The sequence below is a fragment of the Bradyrhizobium sp. USDA 4369 genome (assembly GCF_054056435.1).
In genome coordinates this window covers 6,016,761-6,038,509 of record NZ_JBSRYH010000001.1, presented here as the reverse complement: position 1 = coordinate 6,038,509, position 21,749 = coordinate 6,016,761, and the positions used below count along the sequence as shown (strand labels likewise).

The following is a 21,749-nucleotide window of genomic DNA, read 5'->3' as shown; positions in this document are numbered from 1 at the left end:
AAATGCGTTTGTTAATGCCTAATTCGCACCGACCGCCGACAGAGCGGAGCAAAACGGGGAGGATCTTCATGCGACGGCAGTGGCTCGCCTGCGCGTTCCTGGCAACGACGTGTTTCATTGCAACAAGCGCGACCGCTCAGGTCTCCGACGACGTGGTGCGGATCGGCGTGCTGACAGACCTTTCGAGCTGGGGACGCGACAACAGCGGCCCGGGTTCGGTCGAAGCCGCGAAGATGGCCGTGGAGGAGTTCGGTCCCACCGTGCTGGGCAAGCCGATCGAGATCATCAGCGCCGACCACCAGATGAAGACCGACGTCGGCACCACAATCGTCCGCGACTGGTTCGACAATGGCAAGGTCGATGCGGTCGTCGACATCCCCAATTCCGGAATCGCGATCGCCGTGCACAACATGGTGCGCGAGCGCAACAAGATCGCGCTGCTGTCCGGCCCCGGCGCGAGCTCGCTGACCGATGAGCTGTGCAGTCCCAACACCGTGCATTTCACCTACGACACCTATGCGCTGTCCAAGGTGACGACCTCCGCCGTGATCAGCCAGGGCGGCAAGTCCTGGTACTTCATCACCGCGGACTACGCCTTCGGCCAGCAGCTCGAAAAGGATGCCGCCCGCTTCATCAAGGAGCTCGGCGGCACCATCCTCGGCGGCGTCAAGCATCCGACCAACACCGCCGACTTCTCCTCCTTTGCGCTGCAGGCGCAGAGCTCGAAGGCGGATGTCGTCGCCTTCGCCAATGCCGGCCAGGACACCGACAATGCGATCAAGCAGTCCGGCGAGTTCGGCCTGGTCAAGGGCGGCCAGAAGCTGGTCGGCCTCCTGATGTTCGACACCGACGTGCATGCGATCGGGCTCGAGGCGGCGCAGGGCACCTACATGACCACGGCCTCCTATTGGGCCATGGACGAGGCGACCCGCGCCTGGTCGAAGAGGTTCTTCGCCCGCACCAAGGTGATGCCGACGATGATCCAGACCGGCGTCTATGGATCGGTGCTGCATTATCTCAAGGCGATCAAGGCGGCCGGCACCGATGATCCCAAGGCTGTCATGGCCAAGATGCGCGAGCTGCCGATCGAGGATGTTTTCGTTCACGGCGGCAAGCTGCGCGAGGATGGCCGCGTCATTCGCGACATGTATCTAGCCCGAGTCAAGAAGCCGTCGGAATCGAAGGAGCCGTGGGACTATCTGGAGATCGTCAAGACCGTGAAGGGCGAGGATGCGTTCCGCCCGGTCTCCGAATCCAAGTGCCCGCTGTTGAAGAAATAGGAGCGCGTCCATGAGCGGAGCTGAAACCAAGGACGGCGACAGCTATGATTGCGACGTGCTGGTGGTCGGCTCCGGCTGCGCCGGGCTGTCGGCGGCGGTCACCGCCGCTTATGCCGGGCTGAAGGTCGTGGTCACCGAGAAGGAGCCGCGCTTCGGCGGCACCACCGCGCGCTCCGGCGGCTGGCTGTGGATTCCCGGCACGTCGCTGGCCAAGGCCTGGGGCATCGACGAGCCGCCGGACTTGGCGCGCACCTATTTGCGTCACGAAGCCGGCAACAATTACGACGCCGCGCGGGTCGATGCGTTCCTGACCAAGGGGCCGGAGGCAGTCGACTTCTTCACCAGCAAGACGGCGCTGAAATTCGACATGCCGCTGACCTTCCCGGACTATCACGCGGAGGCGCCGGGCGGAACGCAAGGCGGCCGCTCGATGGTGACGCGGCCGTTCGACGGCCGCGAGCTCGGGCGTCATATCAAGGATCTCGGCCAGCCCCTGCCCGAGCTCACCGTGTTCGGCATGATGCTCGGCTCCGGCAAGGAGATCATCCATTTCATGCGCGCGACCAAGTCGCTGACCTCGGCGTTCTACGTCGCCAAGCGGCTGTCGAAACATGCGCTGGACGTGCTGCGCCATGGCCGCGGCATGACACTCACCAACGGCAATGCGCTGGCGGGCCGGCTCGCGAAGTCGGCGTTCGACCTCAGCATTCCCTTGTGGCTGTCGTCGCCGGTGGCCGAGCTGATCCGCGACGGCGATGCCGTGCGCGGCGCCGTGGTGACCCGGCAGGGCCGGCGTATCCGGGTGAATGCGCGGCTCGGCGTGGTGCTCGCCTGCGGCGGCTTTCCGCACGACATTGAACGACGCAGGGCGATGTTTCCGCATGCGCCGACGGGACAGGAGCATGTCTCGCCAGGGCCTGTCGGCAACACCGGCGATGGGCTTCGGCTGGCGGAAGCCGTCGGCGGCCGCGTCGAGGACGGCCTGCCGCATGCCGCGGCCTGGGTGCCGGTCTCCGTCACCACGCGGAAGGACGGCAGCAAGGGCGTGATGCCGCATTTCATCGATCGCGCCAAGCCGGGCGTGATCGCGGTGACCGCAGATGGCGTGCGCTTCGCCAATGAAGGCAATTCCTACCACGACTTCGTGCAGGCGATGGTGAAAGCGGCCAAGCCCGGCCACGAGATCGCGGCCTGGCTGGTCACCGATCACCGCTCGCTGCGCCGCTACGGGCTCGGCTGCGTGCCGCCCTTCCCGATGCCGCTCGGCCATCATCTCAGCACGGGCTATCTCAAGCGCGGCGCAACACTCGCCGAGCTCGCGCGCGTGGCCGGGATCGATGCGATGTCGCTGGAAGCGACCGTCGCCGCCTTCAATGCGGATGCCGCGCTCGGCCAGGATCCGGGCTTCGGCAAGGGCTCGCGCGCCTACAACCGCTATCAGGGCGATGCGCTGCACGGGCCGAACCCGTGCATCGCGCCGATCAAGGATGGGCCGTTCTACGCGATCAAGATGGTGATCGGCGACCTCGGCACCTATGCCGGCATCCGCACCGACGAACACGCCCGCGCGCTCGACACGCAGGGCCAGCCAATCGAGGGGCTCTATGCCGCCGGCAACGACATGGCGAGCATCATGGGCGGCAACTATCCCGGCGCCGGCATCACGCTGGGACCGGCGCTGACCTTCGGCTACATTGCCGGCCGGCATCTCGCCGAACGCGCCAGCCAAAGGAGCGCCGCATGAGCGACAGTCAGATGTTGGCCGGACGGCTCGCTCTGGTCACGGGGGCCGCGAACGGCAATGGCCGCGCGATTGCGCTGGGGCTCGCCGGCCGCGGCGCCGATCTTGTCATCACCGATATCGACGTGGACGGGGCCGAGCGTTGCGCCGCCGAGATCCGCGCCCACGGCCGCAAGGCGTGGGCGCATCGGCTCGACGTCACCGACGCCGCAAGCTGCACGGCGCTGGCGGCGCAACTGCACACCGAGGCCGGCGCGATCTCCATCCTCGTCAACAATGCCGGCATCATCATCCGCGAGAACATCGATTCGCCGCGCGCGGCGCAGAACTGGCAGCGCGTGCTCGACGTCAATCTCAACGGCGTGTTCAACGTCACCTATGCCTTTCTCGGCGCCTTGCGCGAGACGCGCGGCACCATCGTCAACATCGCCTCCGTCGCCTCCTTCATCGGCATCAGCAACACGCTGGGCTATTCGCCGTCCAAGGGCGGCGTGAAGTCGCTGACCCAGGCGCTGGCCCGCGAGCTCGCGCCCGACGGCATCCGCGTCAACGCGATCGCACCCGGCGTGATCGCGACCGCGATGACGGAATCGACCCGCAACGATCCGGAGCGGCTCGCCGGCTTCATGAGCCGCACGCCGCTCGGCCGCGTCGGCCAGCCGGAGGAGTTGGCCGGCCCCGTCGCGTTCCTGGTCTCCGACATGGCGTCCTACGTCAACGGCGTCACGCTGCCGGTCGACGGCGGCTTCCTGGCGGTGTAGGCACGGCGCCGGACCAGGGGGACCTTCGACAGCATGGGACGAGAGAGCCGCGGCATCCAGTCGATCGAGGTCGGCGGCACCTTGCTGCAGGCCCTGGCGCGCAGCGGCGAGCCGATGATGCTGCGCGATCTCGCGCGCGAGGCCGGGCTGCCGCCCGCCAAGGCGCATCCCTATCTCGTCAGCTTCTCGCGCATCGGCCTGATCGAGCAGGACGAAGCCACCGGCCGCTACGAGATCGGCCCGCTCGCACTCGAGCTCGGCCTGATCAGCCTGCGCCGGCTGTCGGCGGTACGGATCGCGACCCCGAAGATCGCCGCACTCGCCGGCGCCATCGACCACGCGGTGTCGCTCGCGGTGTGGGGCACCAATGGCCCGACCGTGGTGCGGCTGGAGGAGCCGTGCCATGCGGTGCATATCGTGATGCGCGTCGGCTCGATCATGGCGCTGCTGGAGACCGCGACGGGCCGAGCTTTCGCGGCCTTTCTTCCACCGAAGACAATCAAGGCCGCGCTCGACGCCGGCCTCGACCGTCTCGGCGTCGGCTACAATCCGAAGCGCGCCCCCAAGAGTCCGAAGGTCACGGAGATGCTGGCCGAGGTGCGCGCGCAAGGCCTGGCGCGCGCCGTCGGCGATCCGCTGCCCGGCGTCAACGCCTTCGCCGCGCCGGTGTTCGATCACGCCGGACACGTCGCGCTGGTGATCACCGCGATGGGGCCGGCCGGCACCTTCGATGCCGGCTGGCAATCCCCCCTCGCCAACCGCCTGCGCGCTTGCGCGGCCGAGATCTCCAAACAGCTCGGCCACGGCATCGTGCAGCCGTAAGGTTTCACGCTGCCGCGGAGCGCTGCTCCGGCCACGGCTCCGCCCAGGCCGGCAGCCGCATCAGGCCATCGATCGAGCCAGCGCACGATGTTCGGAAACGTCTCGAACGGCATCTCCGCCTCGCGCCAATCCGTCGCCATCGACGCCGCCGCAAAATCCGCAATCGTCAGCCGGTCGCACGCGATGTGGCTGTGCGAGCGCAGATGCGCGTCGAGAACGGATGCGAAGGTCTTGAGATTAGCGACCTTGCCGATCAGCGACGCCCGGTCCGGCGCCCCGAGGCCGAAATTCTTCCGCACGATGTGCTCGAAATAGAATGGGCCCACGGCGGGCGACCAGTGACTGTCGGTCCAGGCCAGCCAGCGCAGCACGTCCACCTGCTCCTGCGGGTGGCGCGACGGCCACATGTCGCAGCTCTCGCGGATGCACAGATGCGCCATGATGGCGGTGGATTCCCACAGCACAAGGTCGCCTTGGACCAGCACCGGGACCTTCATGTTGGGATTGAGCGCGGCGAAGTCCGGCGTCTTCAGGCCGCGGCTGATGTCGATGAACTCAGCGGGAACACCGAGATGCTTCACCAGCGCCAGCACACGGCGCGGCGCCTGGGCCTTGATCCATTAGATCTTCATGGCGTGGTCTCCGTTTCCGATGCCATGAAGACGAACGCGCGAGCGTCGAATCGACAGGGGCCCGCGGAAAAAGTTTGCAACGGTTCCGCCGCCTTGCTGGGTTGGCCCAGAGCGACTGCATATGCCGAGCTGAGTTTTTCGCGAGATGTCGCTGCGTCGTCATGCCCGGGCTCCGTCCCGGGCATCCACGTCTGTCCGCGGTTGCCGAAAGACGTGGATGGCCGGGAGACAGCCCGGCCATGACGCCGTGGCGGGTGGACCCAGGCTCGGACCATCACATCATAGACGACAGACTTGCGACCACGCCCATCACATCGTCCGCGCAGCCGCTCGTGCCGTCAGGATGCAGCCCGGCAGGAATGTCCCCTCGAGCGAACGCTTGCCCGAGGCGCCGCCGCCGCCGAAGCCGGCGGCCTCGCCGACCGCAAAGAGGCCCGGGATCGGCGTGCCCGCTGCATCGAGCACCCGGCTCTGCAGGTCGGTCTTGAGGCCGCCGAGGCTCTTGCGGGTGATCAGCTGCATGCGGATCGCGATGTACGGCCCTGCCCCGCTGGATTGCAGCGGCGCCGGCTTGCAGGTGCGGAGCTTGTCCGGGCCCCATTGTCGCGCATGCAGGATGCGGCGCAGCTGATCGTCGTTGAACAGCTTGTCGCCATTCTTGAAGTTGGCATCGAAGGCATCGGCCGTCGCCTGCAGCACCTCCGGCCTGACATCGTCAGTGCCAGTCAGCGCATTCATCTTGGCGGCGAGGCCGGCGAGCGTCGGATCGACCAGGAAGTGCCGGCTCTCGCGCTGCATCTGCCGGACCAGACGATGGTTGCCGAGCAGCGTCTCCTTGAGGAACATCGGCATCTGCCGGTCGCGGATGCGCGGATTGTGCTCGGCGCCCGAGATCGCGAACTCCCTGGCGGCGATGCGCCAGTTCAGGAGATGCCACGTGTAGGGCTTCTCCTGCGAGGCGACGCGCTGGCACAGATCATGGGTGTCGAAGCCGGTGACCAGCGGCTCCGGCCCGATGCGTTCGCCGCGGTGATTGAGCCACAGCGCCGATTTGCACGGCACCAGCGACAGGCCATGGCCTTCGAAATGCGGAAAGGGGTGCGGAATGCCGGCGGCGTAGTTCCACATCTCGCCGGCATGCGTGATCTCAGCGCCGAGCGTATCGGCAGCGTGCTGGTGCAGCTTCCCATCCGCGAACGGATGCGCGCCGTTGAGCATCGCCGCCGGCAGCGGCCGTCCCCTCCCCCAATTCGCACGGGCTTCGTCATGGCTGCCATTGATGCCGCCCATCGCCAGCACCGTCAGCGGCGCAGCGATGCGGATCTCGGCGCCGGTCTCCTCGTTCACCGCAACGACTCCCGACACCGCGCCAGCAGCTTGATCGAGGCTGACGACGCGGTGACGATGCAGCACCGTCAGCCGGCCGCCTGTGTCGGCGGCGCGCATCGCATCGATCATCACATGCGTGAGCCGTTGCGATGTTCCCCAGACGATGTGATAGCGCGGCAACGCATTGCCGTCGCCCTGCAGACCGCGCTCGACCCAGTTCACCGCCGGCATGAAGGTCACGCCATGCGACAGCAGCCAGTCGTAGACCTCGGCACGCGAGTGCTCGACGTAATAGCGCGCCCATTGCAGCGGCCAGTGCTCGGACGCGTCGAGCTCACCGAACCTGATCCAGTCGCGCAGCGCGATCTCGGGCGTGTCGGGAATCTTCATGCGCGCCTGCAGCGGCGTGCCGACCAGCGCCATGCCGCCGAAGGCCCACAGCGCCAGCCCGCCGAACCGCTCCGGCGTGTCGCGATCCACCAGGGTCACCGACTTGCCGAGGCGCAGCGCCTCCAGCGCCGTGACGATCCCGGCGAGACCGCCGCCGGCGATGACCACATCGGATTGAATGGCCGTGCTCATGTCACGGCGCAATCTTGCGCTTGAGCATGCGCGCGACCGACAGCGGCATGCGATCCAGCGAGCCCAAGAGATGCGGCAGCAGCTTCAGCTTGAGCCCGGAGAGCGCCGGCGGCACCACCGCCTCGATCAGATGCGGCCCCGGCCGTTTCAGCGCGCCGGCCAAGGCATCCGTCAACTCGTCCGGCGTGGTGGCGCGGGTCGCGCGCACGCCCATGCCGTCGGCGATCTGGGCGAACTTCAACACCGGTCCGCGCAGGTCGAGTTGAGCTCTGGCCTTCGGCCCGATCCGCTCGGCGCCGACCCGCTCCAGCTCGACATTCAGGACCGAATAGGAGGCGTTGTTGAAAATGATAGCCGTGACGTTCAACTGCTCGCGCGCGATCGTCCACAGCGACTGGATCGTGTACATCGAGCTGCCATCGCCGATCAGAGCGATCACCGGCCGGTCTGGGCAGGCGATCGCGGCGCCGATCGCATTCGGCAACCCTTGCCCGATGGCGCCGCCTGTCAGCGTGATCAGATCATGGCGCGGCGCGCCGGCGGTGAATTTCGACAGCATCAGGCCGGAGCTGATGGCCTCGTCGATGAGGATGGCGTTCTCGGGCAGCAGATGTCCTACAGCCTTGCAGACCTTCTCCGCCGTGAGCTTGTTGCCCCGCGGACGTCCAGGCCGCGCCGGCGGCGCCAATGACGCCGCGGCACCGTCCGCCTGCAGCACGGCCGCAAGTTTTTCCAGGCTGCCGGCGGCGTCCTGCGCCGGAGTCGACAGGGTCAGCACCTTGCAATTGTCGGGCGCGAGGTAACTCTTCTTGCCGGGATAGGCGAAGAACGACACCGGCGCCTTGGCGTCGACCAGGATGAGCGTGTCGATCTCCCGGAGCTGGATCGACGCCATCTCGGCGAGATAGGCGATGCGATCAACCGCAGGCAGGCCGGCACCGCGCTGCATGCGCGTCGGAAAGGTCTCGGCGTAGACCTTGACACCGCAGGTCGCCGCAATGCGCGCCGCGGCCAGCAGCGACTCTTCATGCAGCGCCGTGCCGCCGAGCAGAATGGCACTGCGGCCGCCCGCCTTGATGGTGTCGGCGACCTGCGTCACAGTCGCGTCGTCCGCGGCGGGAGGCGGCTCGATCACCGGTGCCGGCTCCGGAACTCCGCCCTCGCCCCAGGAGACATCGGCGGGCAGGATCAAGGTCGCCACCTGCCCTGGCCAGGAGCACGCCGCCTTGACCGCCGCGACCGCATCCCGGCACAGTTCGGAGGTCACCTGCGACGTCCAGACGAAGTTGGGCGAGACGTTGCGTGCCACGGTCTCGATGTCGGACTGCAGCTGAGCGTCGTATTTGACGTGGTAGGTGGCGTGGTCGCCGACGATGTTGACGACCGGTACCTTGCCCTTGCGCGCATTGTGCAGGTTCGCGAGCCCATTGCCGAGACCGCAGCCGAGATGCAGCAAGGTCGCCGCGGGCATGCCGGTCATGCGCGCATAGCCGTCGGCCGCACCGGTGGCGACGCCCTCGAACAGGCACAGCACGGCGCGCATCTCCACGGCGGAATCCAGCGCCGCGACGAAATGCATTTCGGAGGTGCCGGGATTGGTGAAGCAGACCCGCACGCCAGCATTGGCGAGGGTCCGTATCAGAGCTTGTGCGCCATTGGGCATGAGACGGCCTGTTGCCGAGGGGCGCCAGAGCATGAGCGCGACCCCGATCGGCCTGGCTGTGGCGTTCCCCGATGTTGTTTGTGCCATTGTGGGATTGACGCGCCAAGAAATCCAATGAATTGTTGTACCTCGATCAATGCATTGTGATCATCAATGGATATTCCGACCCTCCGGCAATTACAGCAGCTGGTCTTCCTCGCCGACGAGCGGCATTTCGCCAAGGCTGCCAAGCGCGCGAACGTCACCCAGTCGGCGCTCAGCCGCAGCCTTCAGACATTGGAGGACGCGGTCGGCATGCGCCTGTTCGACCGCAGCTCGCGCTCGGTGGAGATCACGCCGGTCGGCGAGCGGCTGGTGGCCCACGCGCAGACCCTGCTCTCCAGCGCTGCCGATCTCGGCCGCGAGATGCGCATGCTGCGGTCAGGAGACGCCGGCGAAGTCGCCGTCGGCGTCGGTGCCTTCACCGCGCTGACCTTGCTGCCCGAGGCGCTGGCTTGTCTCTACGCCGAGCACCCGTCGGTCCGCGTGACCCTGGTGCAGGACAATTGGCGCGCGCTGATGCATCTGCTGCAGCAGGGCAAGCTCGACTTCTTCCTGGCGCACACGTCGGATATCCGCGGCGATGATGGCCTTCAGGTTGAGGCCCTCGGCAGCCAGCCCGGACATTTCTACTGTCGGCCGGCGCATCCGCTGGCAGGACGGTCCACGCTCTCGGCCCGCGACCTGGCCGGTCAGCGCTTCGCCTCCGTCATCATCCCGGAGGATTTCAGGAAGCGCTTGAACCAGCTGATCGCGTCGGACGACGGCAATGGCTTCGCCGTCACGCTCCAATCCGAGAATGTCAGCCTGTTGACGCAGGTGGCGATCCGCTCGGACCTCCTGCTGCTCGCCGGCGATGCCGTGCTCACCTCCGAGCTCGCGTCCGGCCAGCTGGTGCGGCTCGAGGTCAAGGAGCTGGAGGAGCCGCGCATCTCGGATCTCCTGATGGCTCAGTTCGGCATGCTCACGCTGAAAGGGCGCACGCTCTCACCTGCCGCCATGGTGCTCATGGACATGGTGCGCGCGGAGGCCGGCCGGACGCTGATGCCGCCGGGACGCCGCGACCCGGCGCGCGTCCGCGGCACAGCTCCGCGGCTGCGCAAGCAGGCGCCGCGCGCACGCATCGGCAAAGGTTGAGAGGCCGACTCAGCCCTTGCGCTTCCGGGCCGACGCACGCAGCGCCTTCGCAGGATGGCGGGCACGCTTGGACGGCGTGGCGGGCGACTGGCCGGACATGCCGGCGATCGCGTGGTTGATGAGAGTCTTGAGGATCTCGACAAGGCTCTCGCGCAGCTTCGGCGGCGAGGCGGTCGCCAGGATCAAGGTCGAGCTCACCCATTCGACCAGGACGATTGCCACCACCGTGACCTGCTCCATGCTCAGCGACGGAAGAGCGCTCGCGAGATGCGGCGCGACCAGGGCCGCATTTTTCTTGGTGTCGTCGATGTTGAGCGCGCGCAGATCGGGATAGGCGTGCAGGCCGGCCCACAGCTCCCGCACCGACGGCGTGTCGAAGAAGAAGGCGGCGACGTCGTCGATCAGCGCTCCGAGTTGATCGAAGTCGATCGCCTCGGCGTCCAGCGGGATGCGCGCCTGTAGCCCGGCCTGCAGAACTTCGGTCAGATCGGTCAGCATGCGTTCGACCAGCGCGCGGACCAGCGCCGTCGTCGACGGAAAGTAGTGGTATACCGATGCGATCGGCAGGTTCGCCCGGCGCGCCACCTCGCGCATCGCCAAGCCCTGCAGTCCCACCTCGACGATCAGCTCCTCGGCCGCATCAAGCAGCGCCTGCAGCCGCACGCGGCTCCTATCCTGCTGTGGCTCGTTCCGTAGGGCCAGTCGGCGCCGGACGCGTTCTGTCTGTCTATCGGTCGTGCTCATCTCATCGCGTCTCCGTGGGGTCGACCGTTGGAGTCGCGGGCGGGGAGAGACGCGCGCGGGGCAAGGCATGAAATCCAGGACTCGGTCCGATCGATACCGGGATCGTTGCCATACGCCCTATCTTGCAGATGCTCAAGCAGACCATCTGCCGAGCCCGGCGGCCGCTCGAGGCAAGCCGCCGCAGCTATAAGGGGTCAGTCGCCGACGCGCGACAGCGTCTCGCCCTTGCAGACCAGCCCGCCGAGCACGCAGCCCTGCAGCTTCAACTCGGTGTTGCTCTGCAGGACGATCTTGCCGCTGTAGGTCTTGCCGTCGTCGGGATTGTAGAGCTTGCCGCTCCACTCGGTGCCGCCTACCTTCTGCGCGCCCGACATCACCACGAGCCCATCCAGCGGCCGATCCTTCTTCGCACTGTCGGGATTATTCACGTCGCGCTGCCCCGGCGTGCTATTCTTCACGATCTGCGCGCACAGGCCGCCGCCGCAATTGTAGAATTTCATCAACGTGCTGTCGGGATGCCGCCAGGTGCCGGCGGGCCCCTCGGCATGGGCGATCGCCGGCACGATCAAGGCGGCCGCGACGACAGCAAGCCGCATCAGTGTCTTCATGGTCCAAACCCTCCGCATCGCTCTAAAACCGATCAACGATCGTATTTAGGGCCACACTTCGGATTTTGCAAGCCGCATGCGTACCGACCGCCCCCGTCGCGGGAGGCGCTGCGCTGCCGCGCCAGCGAACGGCCGCGGGGCGCGGCGAGATGTTGCCGAGCGGACGCAGTTCGTCGCCGTCGCGCGCGCCGCCGGGTCGCGGCGCGCCGGTTAGCACTTGCCAAAGCTAAAAAGACGATCAATGCTCCGCTTCTGTCTTGCACGTAGGAACGATTGCCAGATCAGCAGCGGGCCGTCCTTGCCCTTCGGGGGAGAGCGCTGCGCCGGGGAAGGCCGGAGGACTGACGATCCTCCGGCGCTGGCGGTGCGCGACTGCGAAGCCGGGCGAACATCACGACCAACTGGAGGAAAGAGTGATGAAAGTTCGACATGGCCCTCGCAGGCGCGAGGCCCGACGTTCCGGGTCGATCAAGGCCCTCGGCATGGCGCTCGCCGCGTTCGCCGTGACAACGCAGCCGTCCCTGGCCGGCTCGATCACCGCCAACACCAACACTTATGCCGGCGACGTCGGCGGCATCGAGTTTCCGGTCGGAACCGTCGCGGTGTCGACCTACGCCGGCTACCGCCACCAATCGACGTTCTTCGACGGAGCAGGCCTACCGGCCTATGCGAGCTTCGACCTCTACACGATGACATCGCGCGTCGACTGGAGAGCCGCCGACATCCAGGGTCATCCGTTGCTGATCTCGTTCGGCGGGTCCTACGCCAATCCACGCAACATCACCTTTGCAGGAACCGACAACTCGTCGGTCGCGACCTGGTTCGCACCGACCGTCTTCGCCACCTTCGGCCTGATCGCCGACGCGAGCCACGAGCGCGATCTCGCCATCTCCAACTTCGTGTTCTTCGATGCGGGACGCTACGACGGCACCAAGGCGATCAATATCGCGCCGCCGCGCGGCCAGACCACCGACGTCGTCCAATTGACCTACCAGGAAGGCCTGCGGAAGTTCACCCCGGCGCTCGCCAATTTCTGGTTCGACGCATTCGGCGGCGTGGCGTTCCACACCGATGCCGGCAACCCGATCACTGACCCGGCGACCGGGCTCGGATTCGCGAAGACGACCCAGACCAACAGCTACAACGCCAACGCCTATCTGCGCTACAGCTGGAATGAGCTGGGATTTGCGGCCGTCGGTCTCGAGCGCTCCTGGGGCGGCAAGCAAACCGCCTTCGGCGGCCCGCTCGGCGATCTGCTCGGGCCGCAGGTGATCAGCCGCGACGATTACCTCAAGGGACACCTGCAATTCGGCATTCCCCTGGGCGACCGCATGCAACTCGCGGCCGACCTCACTCACGACTTCAGCCGTAAAGGCGGCTTCAAGGAGGACTTCACCGCCGAACTGCGGCTCGTGGTGCTGTTCGCGCCGTCGACCTCCGAGAGCAGCGACAAGCCGGCCCCGACATACTTGCCGTCCCGAGGACGCTGATATTGCGCCGCAGCCGCACGATCGCGGCTGCGGACGTCTCTCGGCCGAAATCCCGTCTCGGGCCGGACCTCGCCGCGCCGATGCGCGCGAGGCGTGCCGCTTTCTCCTAATCAGTTCAGCGACACCGCTCACTCCGCCGCATGGCGCAGAGGCACCGACGCGCGCGGCCGTGGCGTGCCCACCGACGCATCCGCGCGCCCAGTTTCCGAGCAGATACACGCCGAATAATCGATCAGCACTCGATGTTGACTTGCCGAATAAACCGATCAATGCTCGTGTTTATCAAACAGACCACCGGATCGGTGGCGATGAGAGGGAGCCAACCGTGCAACCAGCAAGCCGAAATGCGGCCGCCTACCCGGCGGCCGGCCCCAAGAAGCCCTCGATCACGACCGGAAGGGTCGTCGTCCTGGTCATCGCCGCCGCTGCGCCCTTGGCGGCGATGGTCGGCAACTCTCCGATCGCGCTGGCGACCGGCGCGGCACTGTCGATGCCGGCCGCCTTCATGCTCGTCGGTCTCGTGCTGGCCTGCTTTGCAACCGGCTATGCGCTGCTGAGCCGCGAGATCGTCAGCAAGGGCGCGTTCTATACGCAGGTCGGACAGGGACTCGGCAGGCCCGCCGGCGTCGTGTCGGCCTATGCGGCCGCCATCGCCTACGGCGTCTATTCGATCGGCTCGGCGGCTGCGTTCGGCTACTTCCTGTCGCTGCTGCTCCACGAGCTCGGTATCGACGCGTCCTGGCTGTGGGGATCGGCGGGCGCGATTCTTCTCGTGGCCATTCTCGGCTATCGCTCGCTCGATTTGTCGGCCCGCGTCCTGACCTATTTCATGGTGGCGGAGTTCGCCGTCCTCCTGGTGTTCGACGCGCTGGTGCTGCTGCAGAAGGGGTGGAGCGCCCTGCCTGGCAGCGTCTGGTCCGCCGGCAACATCCTGCACCCGGAGATCGGGGCGGTCATTCCCTTCGTCATCGTCTGCTTCGTCGGCTTCGAGGCGGCTGCGCTCTATGGCGAGGACACCAAGAACCCGCGGCACTCGATTCCGAAGGCGACCTTCACCGCGCTTTCGGTGATCACCATCTTCTACATGTTCTCGGTATGGCTCATCATCGGCGCGGCCGGCACGGCGGAAGTGCAGTCGCTCGCGGCCCGCGAGAGCGGCAACATGCTGTTTGCGCTGACCAACATCTATGGCGGCGAGGCGCTGACGGCGGCGCTCGGCGTCCTGCTCGCGGCAAGCCTGCTGGCGAGCTTCCTGGCGGTGCATAACGCCGCGAGCCGCTATTTCTTTGCCCTCGCCAGCGACCACCTGCTGCCGTCTGCTCTGGCCAGATTCCATCCCGACCATCATTCTCCGCATGTTGGCAGCCTCGCGATGACCGGCCTCGAGACGCTGCTCGTGATCGGCCTCGGCCTCTATGGCGTCCATCCCTATCTCGGCATCGCATCGTCGATGATCGGACTCGGCACCATCGGCATCCTGGCGATGCAGATCGCCTGCTCGCTCGCCGTGATCGGATTCTTCTGGCATGCGAAATCGCGCCGGCTGTGGACGACGAAACTGCTGCCGGCCATCGGAGCTTTCGGTCTCACGGTCTTCCTCGTCCTGGTCATGATGAGTTACAGCCGCCTGACCGGAGGCGACAACCCGTTCGTCAACGGGCTGCCCTGGCTTTTCATTCCGCTGGCGGCCCTTGCCGTGCTCTACGCGCTGTGGCTGAAAAAGAACCGTCCGAATATCTATTCCCAGATTTCCGGCACTCAGTATCGTCATTCGGACGATCGGTCGGCGGTCAAGGTCGATCGCTATCAGAGCCGTTATTGCATCATCGGCGCCGGCCCATCAGGGCTAATCATGGCCCGCGCCATGCTGAAGGAAGGCATCCCGTTCGACTGCTATGAGCGCTATAGCGACGTCGGAGGGCTGTGGGATCCGGACAATCCGGGCACGCCGATCTACGAGAGCGCCCATTTCATCTCCTCGAAATGGACGTCCTATTTCTACGGCTTCCCGATGCCAGACGATTACCCGGACTACCCGTCATACCGCCAGATCCTCGACTATATCCGCGCATTCGCGCGCGCCTTCGGCCTGTATGAGCACATCACGTTCAACACCGAGGTGCGCTCGGCCCGTCCGGTCGGCGACCGATGGGCGGTCGAACTCTCCAATGGCGAGACGCGGACCTATGCCGGAATCGTCGCTTGTCCGGGTGTGACATGGCATGCCAGCACGCCGACGCTTGCCGGCGCCGAACTGTTCCGCGGCGAGATCCGCCACAGCGTCAGCTATCGCACGCCCGAGGAATTTCGCGGCAAGAGCGTGCTGGTCGTAGGCGGCGGAAACTCCGGCGTTGACATCGCCTGCGACGCGGCGAAATTCGCCAGGCGCGCTTATTTCAGCGTGCGCAGGGGCTATCGCTTCGTTCCTAAGCACTTGTTCGGAATCCCGACCGACGTGCTGATGAGCGGCGCGACCCTGCCGCCGAAGGGCGTCGCGATCTCCACCGACGTCAACATGATGCTGGATACGCTGAACGGCGACCTGACCCGCTTCGGGCTCCCCAAGCCCGACCACGATGCGCTGTCGAGCCATCCGATCATGAACACCCAGATCCTGCATTACCTCGCCCATGGCGACCTCATCGCCAAGCCGGACATCAAGGAGTTGCGGTCGCATAGCATCGTATTCAAGGACGAGACGGAGGTCGCCGTCGATCTGGTGATGCTCGCCACCGGCTACGAATACAAGATGCCGTTCTTCGATCCGGATATGTTCGAGTGGAAGAGCGGCCGGCCGCAGCTCTATCTCAACGTGATCCACCGCAAGTACCGCGGGCTCTACGTGCTCGGCTTTACCGAATTCGCCGATGCGGCCTATCGCCGGTTCGACGAGATGGCCCAGCTGATCATCGCCGACATCCACGCCACCGAGACGGGCGCCGGCCGCGACTGGATCGACGAGCGCAGGACGGAGCACTTCCCGGATCTGCGCGGCGGCAAGGTGTATATCGACTCGCCGCGGCACGCCAACTACGTCCACACCGCCACGTTCCGCAAGGTCATGACGGAATTCCGCCGGCATCTCGGCTGGCCGGACCTGCACGACGACTTCTACGACGATCTGCGGCGCACCGTGCCGCACGGATCAGCGGCGGCCGGAGCGGCCACCGAACCGAGGGCCCGATGGACCAAGACCGAGGACTACAAGCTGATGGAGACCGGAGAATGAATGGCGAGCGAAGTAAAACCGCGCTGGTCACGGGCGCAGCGGGCGGGATCGGACAGGCGCTGACCCGCAGGCTCATCGGAGACGGCCATCACGTCGTCATGCTCGACATCAATCAGAGCGCGCTCGACGCATGCAAGGCAAAGCTCGGCGAACGCGTCACGACGCTGGCCTGCGACGTGACCAGCAGCGCGTCGGTCGAAGCCGCGGTTCGCGCCTTCTCGGAGCGGTTCGTCACGCTCGACGTACTCGTCAACAATGCCGGGTGCATCGTGCCCGGGCCGTTCCTGCGCGCCGAGCCGAACGACATCGAAAAACAGATGCAGATCAATCTGCTCGGGCCGATGCGCGTCCTGACGCGCTTTTTGCCGCTCGTGCCGGCCGGCGGGTCCGTCGTCAACGTGGTGTCGATGGCCGGCATCCTGCCGCTGAAGGACAGCGCCGCTTACACCGCCGGCAAGTTCGGATTGCGCGGACTGACCCTGACGCTCGCGCTCGAGTTGAAGGGGCGCGGGATCAAGGTGTCAGGCGTCTATCCCTCGGCCGTGGACACGCCGATGCTGCGGATGGAAGCCCGCAGTGGCGGCTCGCCGCTGAACTTCATCGCCGAGCCGCTGTCTCCGGAAAAGGTCGTGGACGCCATCATGCTGGCGATCAAGCAGGGGAAGATGGAGTACTACATTCCCTATGGTGACGGCCTGCTGTCGCGGATCAGCGCCTTCGTTCCCTGGCTGTTGCCGCATCTGCTGCCTCATTTCGAAAGGAAAGGCGCCGTCGGACAACAACGCTATATCGCCAAGACGGAGCCATAACGGCCGGCGCGGCTCTCAAGTCGAAAGGGCCGCGTCCTCCAGCCCGCAGCCAAAGCCATAGCGTGCGGACATTGGAGGACGCGTCGGCATGCGCCTGTTCGACCGCAACTCGCGCTCGGCCAAGATCACACTGGTCGGCGCGCGACTGATGGCCCGGCGGCCAACAGTCAGCGCCGGGCTTGGTCTGACATCTGCCGCAGTACCGCAAAGGCCTCTTCGGCGCGTTGCTCGGGCACGAACAGATGATCGTGGTGAAACGCTGATACCGCGTTGACGCTGATGCCGACCGCGGCCAGCTCCGCCGTCACGGCGGCAAGAAACCCGACTGTGTCCAGTGCGGAATGGACGGTGAGCGTGATCAGCCGTGCGGCGAACTGACAGCTCAGGCCGGCCCGCTCGGCGTGCTCGCGCCGCAGGATCAGCGTGACGCCTTCACGCTCGCGAAACAGCATGATCGGCGTCAGCGTCGCGGGAAGCTCCTCGGTCGTGCTGATCGTGCAGAACACGAAGACGCCATCCTGCAGCTCGGGCGTCATCGTCTTGAGCAGCGAAGCCAGCTCACGCTCGCCTGTCATCGGCCTTCGTCAGCTCGCCGACAGGCGCTCGCGCCCATGCGGCGCGGTGAAATCCTGCAGCGGCCCGACCGGGACAATGCCGGTCGGATTGATGGTGCGGTGGCTTTCGTAATAATGCCGCTTGATGTGCTCGAAATTCACCGTCGCCGCGACGCCGGGCCATTGGTAGAGGTCGCGCGTATAGGCCGACAGGTGCGGATAGTCGGCGATGCGACGGATGTTGCATTTGAAGTGGCCGACATAGACGGCATCGAAGCGGATCAAAGTGGTGAACAGCCGGATATCGGCCTCGGTGATGGCATCGCCGAGCAGGAAGCGGCGGGTCGCCAATCGCTCCTCCAGCCAGTCGAGCGTCGCGAACAGCGGCCCGATCGCTTCCTCATAGGCGGCTTGGGTGGTCGCAAAACCGCTTTTGTAGACGCCGTTATTGAGCGTGTCGTAGACGCGCTGATTGATGGCGTCGATCTCGCTGCGAAACGGCTCCGGATAGTAGTCGCCGGGCGTGGCGCCGACGCCGTCGAACGCCGCATTGAGCATCCGGATGATCTCGGACGACTCGTTGTTGACGATGGTTCGCTGCGCCTTGTCCCACAGCACCGGCACGGTGACGCGCCCCGAATAATGCGGATCGGCCGCGGTGTAGACCTGGTGCAGCAGCTCGGCGTGAACGATGCTGTCGGGCACGACGGCCGGGCCGTCGGCAAAGGTCCAGCCCTGCTCCAGCATCAGCCAATGCACGACTGAGACGGAAATCATCTCGGTCAATCCCTTCAGCGCCCGCATGATCAGGGTGCGGTGCGCCCAGGGGCAGGCCAGGCTGACATAGAGGTGGTAGCGCCCCGGCTCCGCCTTGAAGCCGCCGGCCCCGGTCGGGCCCGGGCTGCCGTCCGCAGTGACGAAGCTGCGAAACGAGGAGTCCTTGCGCACGAAGCGCCCGCCCGAGGCCGCCGTGTCGTACCAGACGTCGTGCCATTGGCCGTCGACGAGCAATCCCATCAGCCTTCTCCAACCTTGAACTTGCGCCAGCCCTAGACTTGCGCCAGCCGCGCCCTCGTCCGTGTCACCGCATTGATGAAGCCTTCGCGCGCATCGGAATGGCCCTGCCCGCGCGGTTCCAGCACGTGGCGAAGCAGGAACAGCCCGGTCAGGCGAAAGCCATCGAGCAGGTCCCGGTCGCTGAAGCCATGATCGTCCTCGTTCTCACGCAGGAACGGCGGCAGCGGCAACAGCCGGTCGGCCCAGGGCGCGCCGGCGCTGCGCGACACCGCGCCGCCGGATTTGGGCGAGACGTAGACCAGATCGGTGGTTTCGCCGGTGGCGGCGCAGGACTCCAGATCGAGCCCGAAGCCGAGTTCCGCCAGGATCGCGAGCTCGAAGCGCACGATGTGAACCGCGGCTCCACCGGCATCGGCGAAATCGTCGAGCGCATGTTCCAGCCTCAGATACATGTCATGGTGCGGATCGCGCTCGGGCAACAGCCGCGCCAGCGCCGCGAGATGGGTCACCCCATAGGCGCCATGCGCCACCGACATCAGCTCTGCCGCGCGCAGGGTCAGGCCGTCGATCGCATACATGCCAAGATGCTCGTCGAGCCGTGCGCGCCACACCGCCCGCACCGTGTTGCCGGGCTGCAGCATCGGCCGCATGCGCGCGCCGCTGGCGCCGCGCACCAGCCCGAGATGGCGGCCATGCTCGCGCGTCAGCAGCTCCAGCACGGCCGAGGATTCGCCATGCCGCCGCAGCCCCAGCACGATGCCGTCATCGGTCCATTCCATGAGGCGGACGGTCTCCACGGTTCTCACAGGGCGCTCGATCGCCAACGCCGACTACACATCAACGGTTAACGTAGCCTGCGCGTGATGTATCCGCAAACACCGTCAAGGGGCACATACCAAGTGGGCCAGCGCGCCTCGTCAGGCTTGCTGGTCGATAACGGGCTCCGTTCCGGCTTCAAACGAGACCGGGCGCCGCGGGCTCACGCATTGAACCAGCCACGGGCATCGCCGGTGAAGGAGTAGTACAGCCCGATGGTCGTGAGTGCGCAGGAGATGACCTCGATGCCGGCGTCGAGGGTCATGCCCTTCTGGCCGATGACCTGCACCAGCGAGATGTCCGAGAGCACCAGCGCGGCCAGGATCACCCAGCGCGGCCAGTTCTTGCGGCGCTGCGCCGCCAGATAGACGAAATAGAACAGCAGCAGGATGATGGCGCCGTTGAGCACGGTCTGCGCCGTGATCATGTCCTCCGTCATGTCGAAGCTCGGCGTACGATCGGACACGGCCACAGACAGTGCGTCCAGCATCAACGAGATGTAGAGCAGGACTTCGAACCACAACACGTTGCGCGGCACGCTCATTGTCATTCCCTGGGGAACTCAAGCCCCATTTCCCGATAGCGATCGGGATCGTCGCCCCAGTTCTCACGCACCTTGACGAACAGGAAGAGATGCACCGGCACACCGGTGATCTCGGCGATCTCCTTGCGCGACTGCGCGCCGATCGACTTGATCGTCGCACCGCCCTTGCCCAGCACGATCTTGCGCTGGCTGTCGCGCTCCACGAAAATAGTCTGTTCGATCCGGATCGAACCGTCCTTGCGCTCCGTCCAGCTGTCGGTCTCGACGGTGGATTGATACGGCAATTCCTGATGCAGATGCGAGTAGATCTTCTCGCGGGTGATCTCGGCCGCGAGGTGACGCATCGGCGCGTCCGACATCTGGTCCTCGGGATAATGGAACGGCCCGGGCGGCACCATCTCCGCCAGCGCCTGCTTGAGATCGTCGACTCCGTCGCCGGACAGCGCCGAAATCATAAAGGTGCGCGCAAAGGGTAGCTTCTCATTGGCCGCCGCGACCAGCGCCAGCAGCTTCTCGCGCGGCACCAGATCGACCTTGTTAACCACCAGGATCTTCTGATGCGCGACCGCGGCCGCCTTGTCGATGATGACCTGCGCTTCGTCGTCGAGGCCTTTCTTCGCGTCGAGCAGCACGCAGACGAGATCGGCATCATGGGCGCCGCTCCAGGCGGTCGTCACCATGGCGCGATCGAGCCGGCGCTTCGGAGAGAAGATGCCGGGCGTATCGACCAGAATGATCTGCGACGCCCCCTCGATCACGATGCCACGGATCAGCGCGCGCGTGGTCTGCACCTTGCGCGAGACGATCGTGACCTTGGAGCCGACCAGCGCATTGACCAGCGTGGACTTGCCGACATTGGGCGCGCCGATCAGCGCGACGAATCCGCAGCGGGTCTCGGCCCCCGGCCCGGCCTGTTGCTCAGCCGTCATTGCTGCCGCCGCTGACGCCTTCACGTTCGATCATGACGGATGCGGCCACCTTCTCCGCTGCACGCTTGGACCCGCCAACCCCTTCAGCCGACTCCAGGCCCGGCAGATCGACGGCGACCCGGAACTGCGGATCGTGATGCGGACCGGTCCGCTCGACCTCGCGATACACCGGCGTCGGCAGGCCCTTGCCCTGGGCCCATTCCTGCAGCACCGTCTTGGGATCGCGCAAGGGACGCCGCGGCTTGTGCATGCGCTCCGTCCAGTTGCGCTCGACGAAACCAGCTGCGGCCGCATAACCGCCGTCCAGGAAGATCGCGCCGATCACCGCCTCGCAGACGTCACCCAGCACCGATTTGCGCAGCCGCGCGCCCGCCCCTGCGCCGACCGCGCCGAGCTTGATGTCATCGAGCAGGCCGAGCGATTTGGCGACGTCGGCACAGCTTTCCTTGCGCACGAGATCGGCGAGTCGCTTCGACAATTCGCCCTCATCGGCGCTCGGAAACGACCGGTACAGCATGTCGGAGACGATCAGGCCGAGCACGTGATCGCCGAGGAATTCCAGCCGCTGATAGCTGTCGCCGCGCTTCTTGGACGATTTCAGCGCCGAGACATGGGTGACGGCGGTGCTGAGCAAGGACGGATCGGCAAAATGATGCCCGATCCGCGCTTCGATCGCGGCATTGGCGGCCTTCTCGGCGGCCCTGGCGCCCTTGGTCGCGCTGGCACCAGCACTCTTGGTGCCGCGACTGCCTTTGGCCTTGCTCCGCGGCTTGGCCTCAGCCTTCTCCGCGGGGGGGGCGTCAGGTCCGGCGTCTGTCTCGGCCTGGGGCTCGCTTGCGTCGGCGCCGCGCCCTTCAGTCTTTGCGTCGGTCTTTGGCTCAGCCTTCTCGGGCCTGGCCTCGACCTTGGCTTCAGATTTGGTGTCAGACTTGGCTTCAGATCTTCCGTCAGGCTTCGGTTCGGACTTTATCTCGGACCTGCTCTCCGATCTGAGCCGGGACACGGATTTCGCCGGCGAGTCCA

At 66.1% G+C, this 21,749-nt stretch carries 18 protein-coding genes and 1 pseudogene; 8 read left to right on the top strand and 11 right to left on the bottom strand.

The annotated features are described in order from the left end of the window. The first annotated feature begins 68 nt into the window (after nt 1–68). The 4 genes from ACVIJ6_RS27395 to ACVIJ6_RS27380 are packed head-to-tail and all read left to right on the top strand — an operon-like array spanning nt 69 to nt 4,604. Nucleotides 69–1,280 carry an ABC transporter substrate-binding protein gene (locus ACVIJ6_RS27395; protein ID WP_456775261.1) on the top strand — a complete coding sequence of 404 codons (1,212 nt, stop codon included), beginning with the start codon at nt 69–71 and terminating at the stop codon, nt 1,278–1,280. A gap of 10 nt (nt 1,281–1,290) precedes the next feature. Continuing rightward, a complete protein-coding gene (locus ACVIJ6_RS27390) occupies nt 1,291–3,024 on the top strand; it encodes an FAD-dependent oxidoreductase (protein WP_456775260.1) in 1,734 nt (577 codons plus the stop codon). Beyond that, nucleotides 3,021–3,782, top strand: a complete 762-nt coding sequence (locus ACVIJ6_RS27385) for an SDR family NAD(P)-dependent oxidoreductase (RefSeq protein ID WP_456775259.1) — start codon at nt 3,021–3,023, stop codon at nt 3,780–3,782. Before ACVIJ6_RS27390 ends, ACVIJ6_RS27385 begins: the two co-directional genes overlap by 4 nt. Before the next feature lie 33 nt (nt 3,783–3,815). Beyond that, entirely contained in the window at nt 3,816–4,604 is a 789-nt protein-coding gene (locus ACVIJ6_RS27380) for an IclR family transcriptional regulator (protein ID WP_456775258.1), read from the top strand. Between the two features lie 128 nt (nt 4,605–4,732). Here the strand turns inward: ACVIJ6_RS27380 and ACVIJ6_RS27375 are convergent. The 3 genes and pseudogenes from ACVIJ6_RS27375 to ACVIJ6_RS27365 all read right to left on the bottom strand — a co-directional run. Then, a pseudogene (locus ACVIJ6_RS27375) lies at nt 4,733–5,185 on the bottom strand (glutathione S-transferase family protein); the annotation flags it as partial. Nucleotides 5,186–5,545: 360 nt separating this feature from the next. Then, entirely contained in the window at nt 5,546–7,147 is a 1,602-nt protein-coding gene (locus tag ACVIJ6_RS27370) for an FAD-binding protein (RefSeq protein WP_456775257.1), read from the bottom strand. A 1-nt stretch (nt 7,148) separates the two neighbouring features. Further along, nucleotides 7,149–8,810 carry an acetolactate synthase large subunit gene (locus ACVIJ6_RS27365; protein ID WP_456775256.1) on the bottom strand — a complete coding sequence of 554 codons (1,662 nt, stop codon included), beginning with the start codon at nt 8,808–8,810 and terminating at the stop codon, nt 7,149–7,151. Between the two features lie 153 nt (nt 8,811–8,963). On the opposite strand from ACVIJ6_RS27365, the gene ACVIJ6_RS27360 reads away from it, so the two are divergent. Then, nucleotides 8,964–9,986 (top strand): LysR family transcriptional regulator, encoded by a 1,023-nt coding sequence (locus tag ACVIJ6_RS27360; protein WP_456775255.1) that lies wholly within the window; start codon nt 8,964–8,966, stop codon nt 9,984–9,986. Between the two features lie 9 nt (nt 9,987–9,995). Here the strand turns inward: ACVIJ6_RS27360 and ACVIJ6_RS27355 are convergent, their stop codons facing one another. After that, a complete protein-coding gene (locus tag ACVIJ6_RS27355) occupies nt 9,996–10,649 on the bottom strand; it encodes a TetR/AcrR family transcriptional regulator (RefSeq protein ID WP_456775254.1) in 654 nt (217 codons plus the stop codon). Between the two features lie 275 nt (nt 10,650–10,924). Further along, nucleotides 10,925–11,338, bottom strand: coding sequence for a DUF2147 domain-containing protein (locus tag ACVIJ6_RS27350; RefSeq protein WP_456775253.1), 414 nt, complete (start codon nt 11,336–11,338; stop codon nt 10,925–10,927). A 416-nt stretch (nt 11,339–11,754) separates the two neighbouring features. Here ACVIJ6_RS27350 and ACVIJ6_RS27345 point away from each other — a divergent pair, with 416 nt between their 5' ends. From ACVIJ6_RS27345 to ACVIJ6_RS27335, 3 genes are all read left to right on the top strand, one after another. Then, the gene (locus tag ACVIJ6_RS27345; protein WP_456775252.1) at nt 11,755–12,828 is read left to right on the top strand and encodes a hypothetical protein; all 1,074 of its coding nucleotides are present in this window, start codon (nt 11,755–11,757) and stop codon (nt 12,826–12,828) included. 325 nt (nt 12,829–13,153) lie between these two features. Continuing rightward, the gene (locus ACVIJ6_RS27340; protein WP_456775251.1) at nt 13,154–16,057 is read left to right on the top strand and encodes an amino acid permease; all 2,904 of its coding nucleotides are present in this window, start codon (nt 13,154–13,156) and stop codon (nt 16,055–16,057) included. Then, nucleotides 16,054–16,866 (top strand): SDR family NAD(P)-dependent oxidoreductase, encoded by an 813-nt coding sequence (locus ACVIJ6_RS27335; RefSeq protein ID WP_456775250.1) that lies wholly within the window; start codon nt 16,054–16,056, stop codon nt 16,864–16,866. Before ACVIJ6_RS27340 ends, ACVIJ6_RS27335 begins: the two co-directional genes overlap by 4 nt. 167 nt (nt 16,867–17,033) lie before the next feature. Here the strand turns inward: ACVIJ6_RS27335 and ACVIJ6_RS27330 are convergent, their stop codons facing one another. From ACVIJ6_RS27330 to rnc, 6 genes are all read right to left on the bottom strand, one after another. Further along, on the bottom strand, nt 17,034–17,441 hold the full coding sequence (locus ACVIJ6_RS27330) for an ACT domain-containing protein (RefSeq protein ID WP_456775249.1): 408 nt from the start codon (nt 17,439–17,441) through the stop codon (nt 17,034–17,036). A gap of 9 nt (nt 17,442–17,450) precedes the next feature. Then, on the bottom strand, nt 17,451–18,437 hold the full coding sequence (locus ACVIJ6_RS27325; RefSeq protein WP_456775248.1) for a glutathione S-transferase family protein: 987 nt from the start codon (nt 18,435–18,437) through the stop codon (nt 17,451–17,453). A gap of 32 nt (nt 18,438–18,469) precedes the next feature. Continuing rightward, nucleotides 18,470–19,216 carry a DNA repair protein RecO gene (gene recO / locus ACVIJ6_RS27320; RefSeq protein ID WP_456775247.1) on the bottom strand — a complete coding sequence of 249 codons (747 nt, stop codon included), beginning with the start codon at nt 19,214–19,216 and terminating at the stop codon, nt 18,470–18,472. A 200-nt stretch (nt 19,217–19,416) separates the two neighbouring features. Further along, a complete protein-coding gene (locus ACVIJ6_RS27315) occupies nt 19,417–19,797 on the bottom strand; it encodes a hypothetical protein (RefSeq protein WP_456775246.1) in 381 nt (126 codons plus the stop codon). Nucleotides 19,798–19,799: 2 nt separating this feature from the next. Continuing rightward, a complete protein-coding gene (era, locus tag ACVIJ6_RS27310) occupies nt 19,800–20,726 on the bottom strand; it encodes a GTPase Era (protein WP_456775245.1) in 927 nt (308 codons plus the stop codon). Then, complete coding sequence (rnc, locus tag ACVIJ6_RS27305; RefSeq protein ID WP_456777092.1) at nt 20,716–21,729, bottom strand: ribonuclease III; 1,014 nt, start codon at nt 21,727–21,729, stop codon at nt 20,716–20,718. Before rnc ends, era begins: the two co-directional genes overlap by 11 nt. Nucleotides 21,730–21,749: the final 20 nt, after the last annotated feature.

Excerpts from the sequence above, each read along its gene's own strand:
- ACVIJ6_RS27395 (WP_456775261.1), top strand. The coding sequence starts at position 69 with ATGCGACGGCAGTGGCTCGCCTGCGCGTTCCTGGCAACGACGTGTTTC.
- ACVIJ6_RS27390 (WP_456775260.1), top strand. The coding sequence starts at position 1,291 with ATGAGCGGAGCTGAAACCAAGGACGGCGACAGCTATGATTGCGACGTG.
- ACVIJ6_RS27385 (WP_456775259.1), top strand. The coding sequence starts at position 3,021 with ATGAGCGACAGTCAGATGTTGGCCGGACGGCTCGCTCTGGTCACGGGG.
- ACVIJ6_RS27380 (WP_456775258.1), top strand. The coding sequence starts at position 3,816 with ATGGGACGAGAGAGCCGCGGCATCCAGTCGATCGAGGTCGGCGGCACC.
- ACVIJ6_RS27370 (WP_456775257.1), bottom strand. The coding sequence starts at position 7,147 with ATGAGCACGGCCATTCAATCCGATGTGGTCATCGCCGGCGGCGGTCTC.
- ACVIJ6_RS27365 (WP_456775256.1), bottom strand. The coding sequence starts at position 8,810 with ATGCCCAATGGCGCACAAGCTCTGATACGGACCCTCGCCAATGCTGGC.
- ACVIJ6_RS27360 (WP_456775255.1), top strand. The coding sequence starts at position 8,964 with ATGGATATTCCGACCCTCCGGCAATTACAGCAGCTGGTCTTCCTCGCC.
- ACVIJ6_RS27350 (WP_456775253.1), bottom strand. The coding sequence starts at position 11,338 with ATGAAGACACTGATGCGGCTTGCTGTCGTCGCGGCCGCCTTGATCGTG.
- ACVIJ6_RS27345 (WP_456775252.1), top strand. The coding sequence starts at position 11,755 with ATGAAAGTTCGACATGGCCCTCGCAGGCGCGAGGCCCGACGTTCCGGG.
- ACVIJ6_RS27335 (WP_456775250.1), top strand. The coding sequence starts at position 16,054 with ATGAATGGCGAGCGAAGTAAAACCGCGCTGGTCACGGGCGCAGCGGGC.
- ACVIJ6_RS27330 (WP_456775249.1), bottom strand. The coding sequence starts at position 17,441 with ATGACAGGCGAGCGTGAGCTGGCTTCGCTGCTCAAGACGATGACGCCC.
- ACVIJ6_RS27325 (WP_456775248.1), bottom strand. The coding sequence starts at position 18,437 with ATGGGATTGCTCGTCGACGGCCAATGGCACGACGTCTGGTACGACACG.
- recO (WP_456775247.1), bottom strand. The coding sequence starts at position 19,216 with ATGGAATGGACCGATGACGGCATCGTGCTGGGGCTGCGGCGGCATGGC.
- ACVIJ6_RS27315 (WP_456775246.1), bottom strand. The coding sequence starts at position 19,797 with ATGAGCGTGCCGCGCAACGTGTTGTGGTTCGAAGTCCTGCTCTACATC.
- era (WP_456775245.1), bottom strand. The coding sequence starts at position 20,726 with ATGACGGCTGAGCAACAGGCCGGGCCGGGGGCCGAGACCCGCTGCGGA.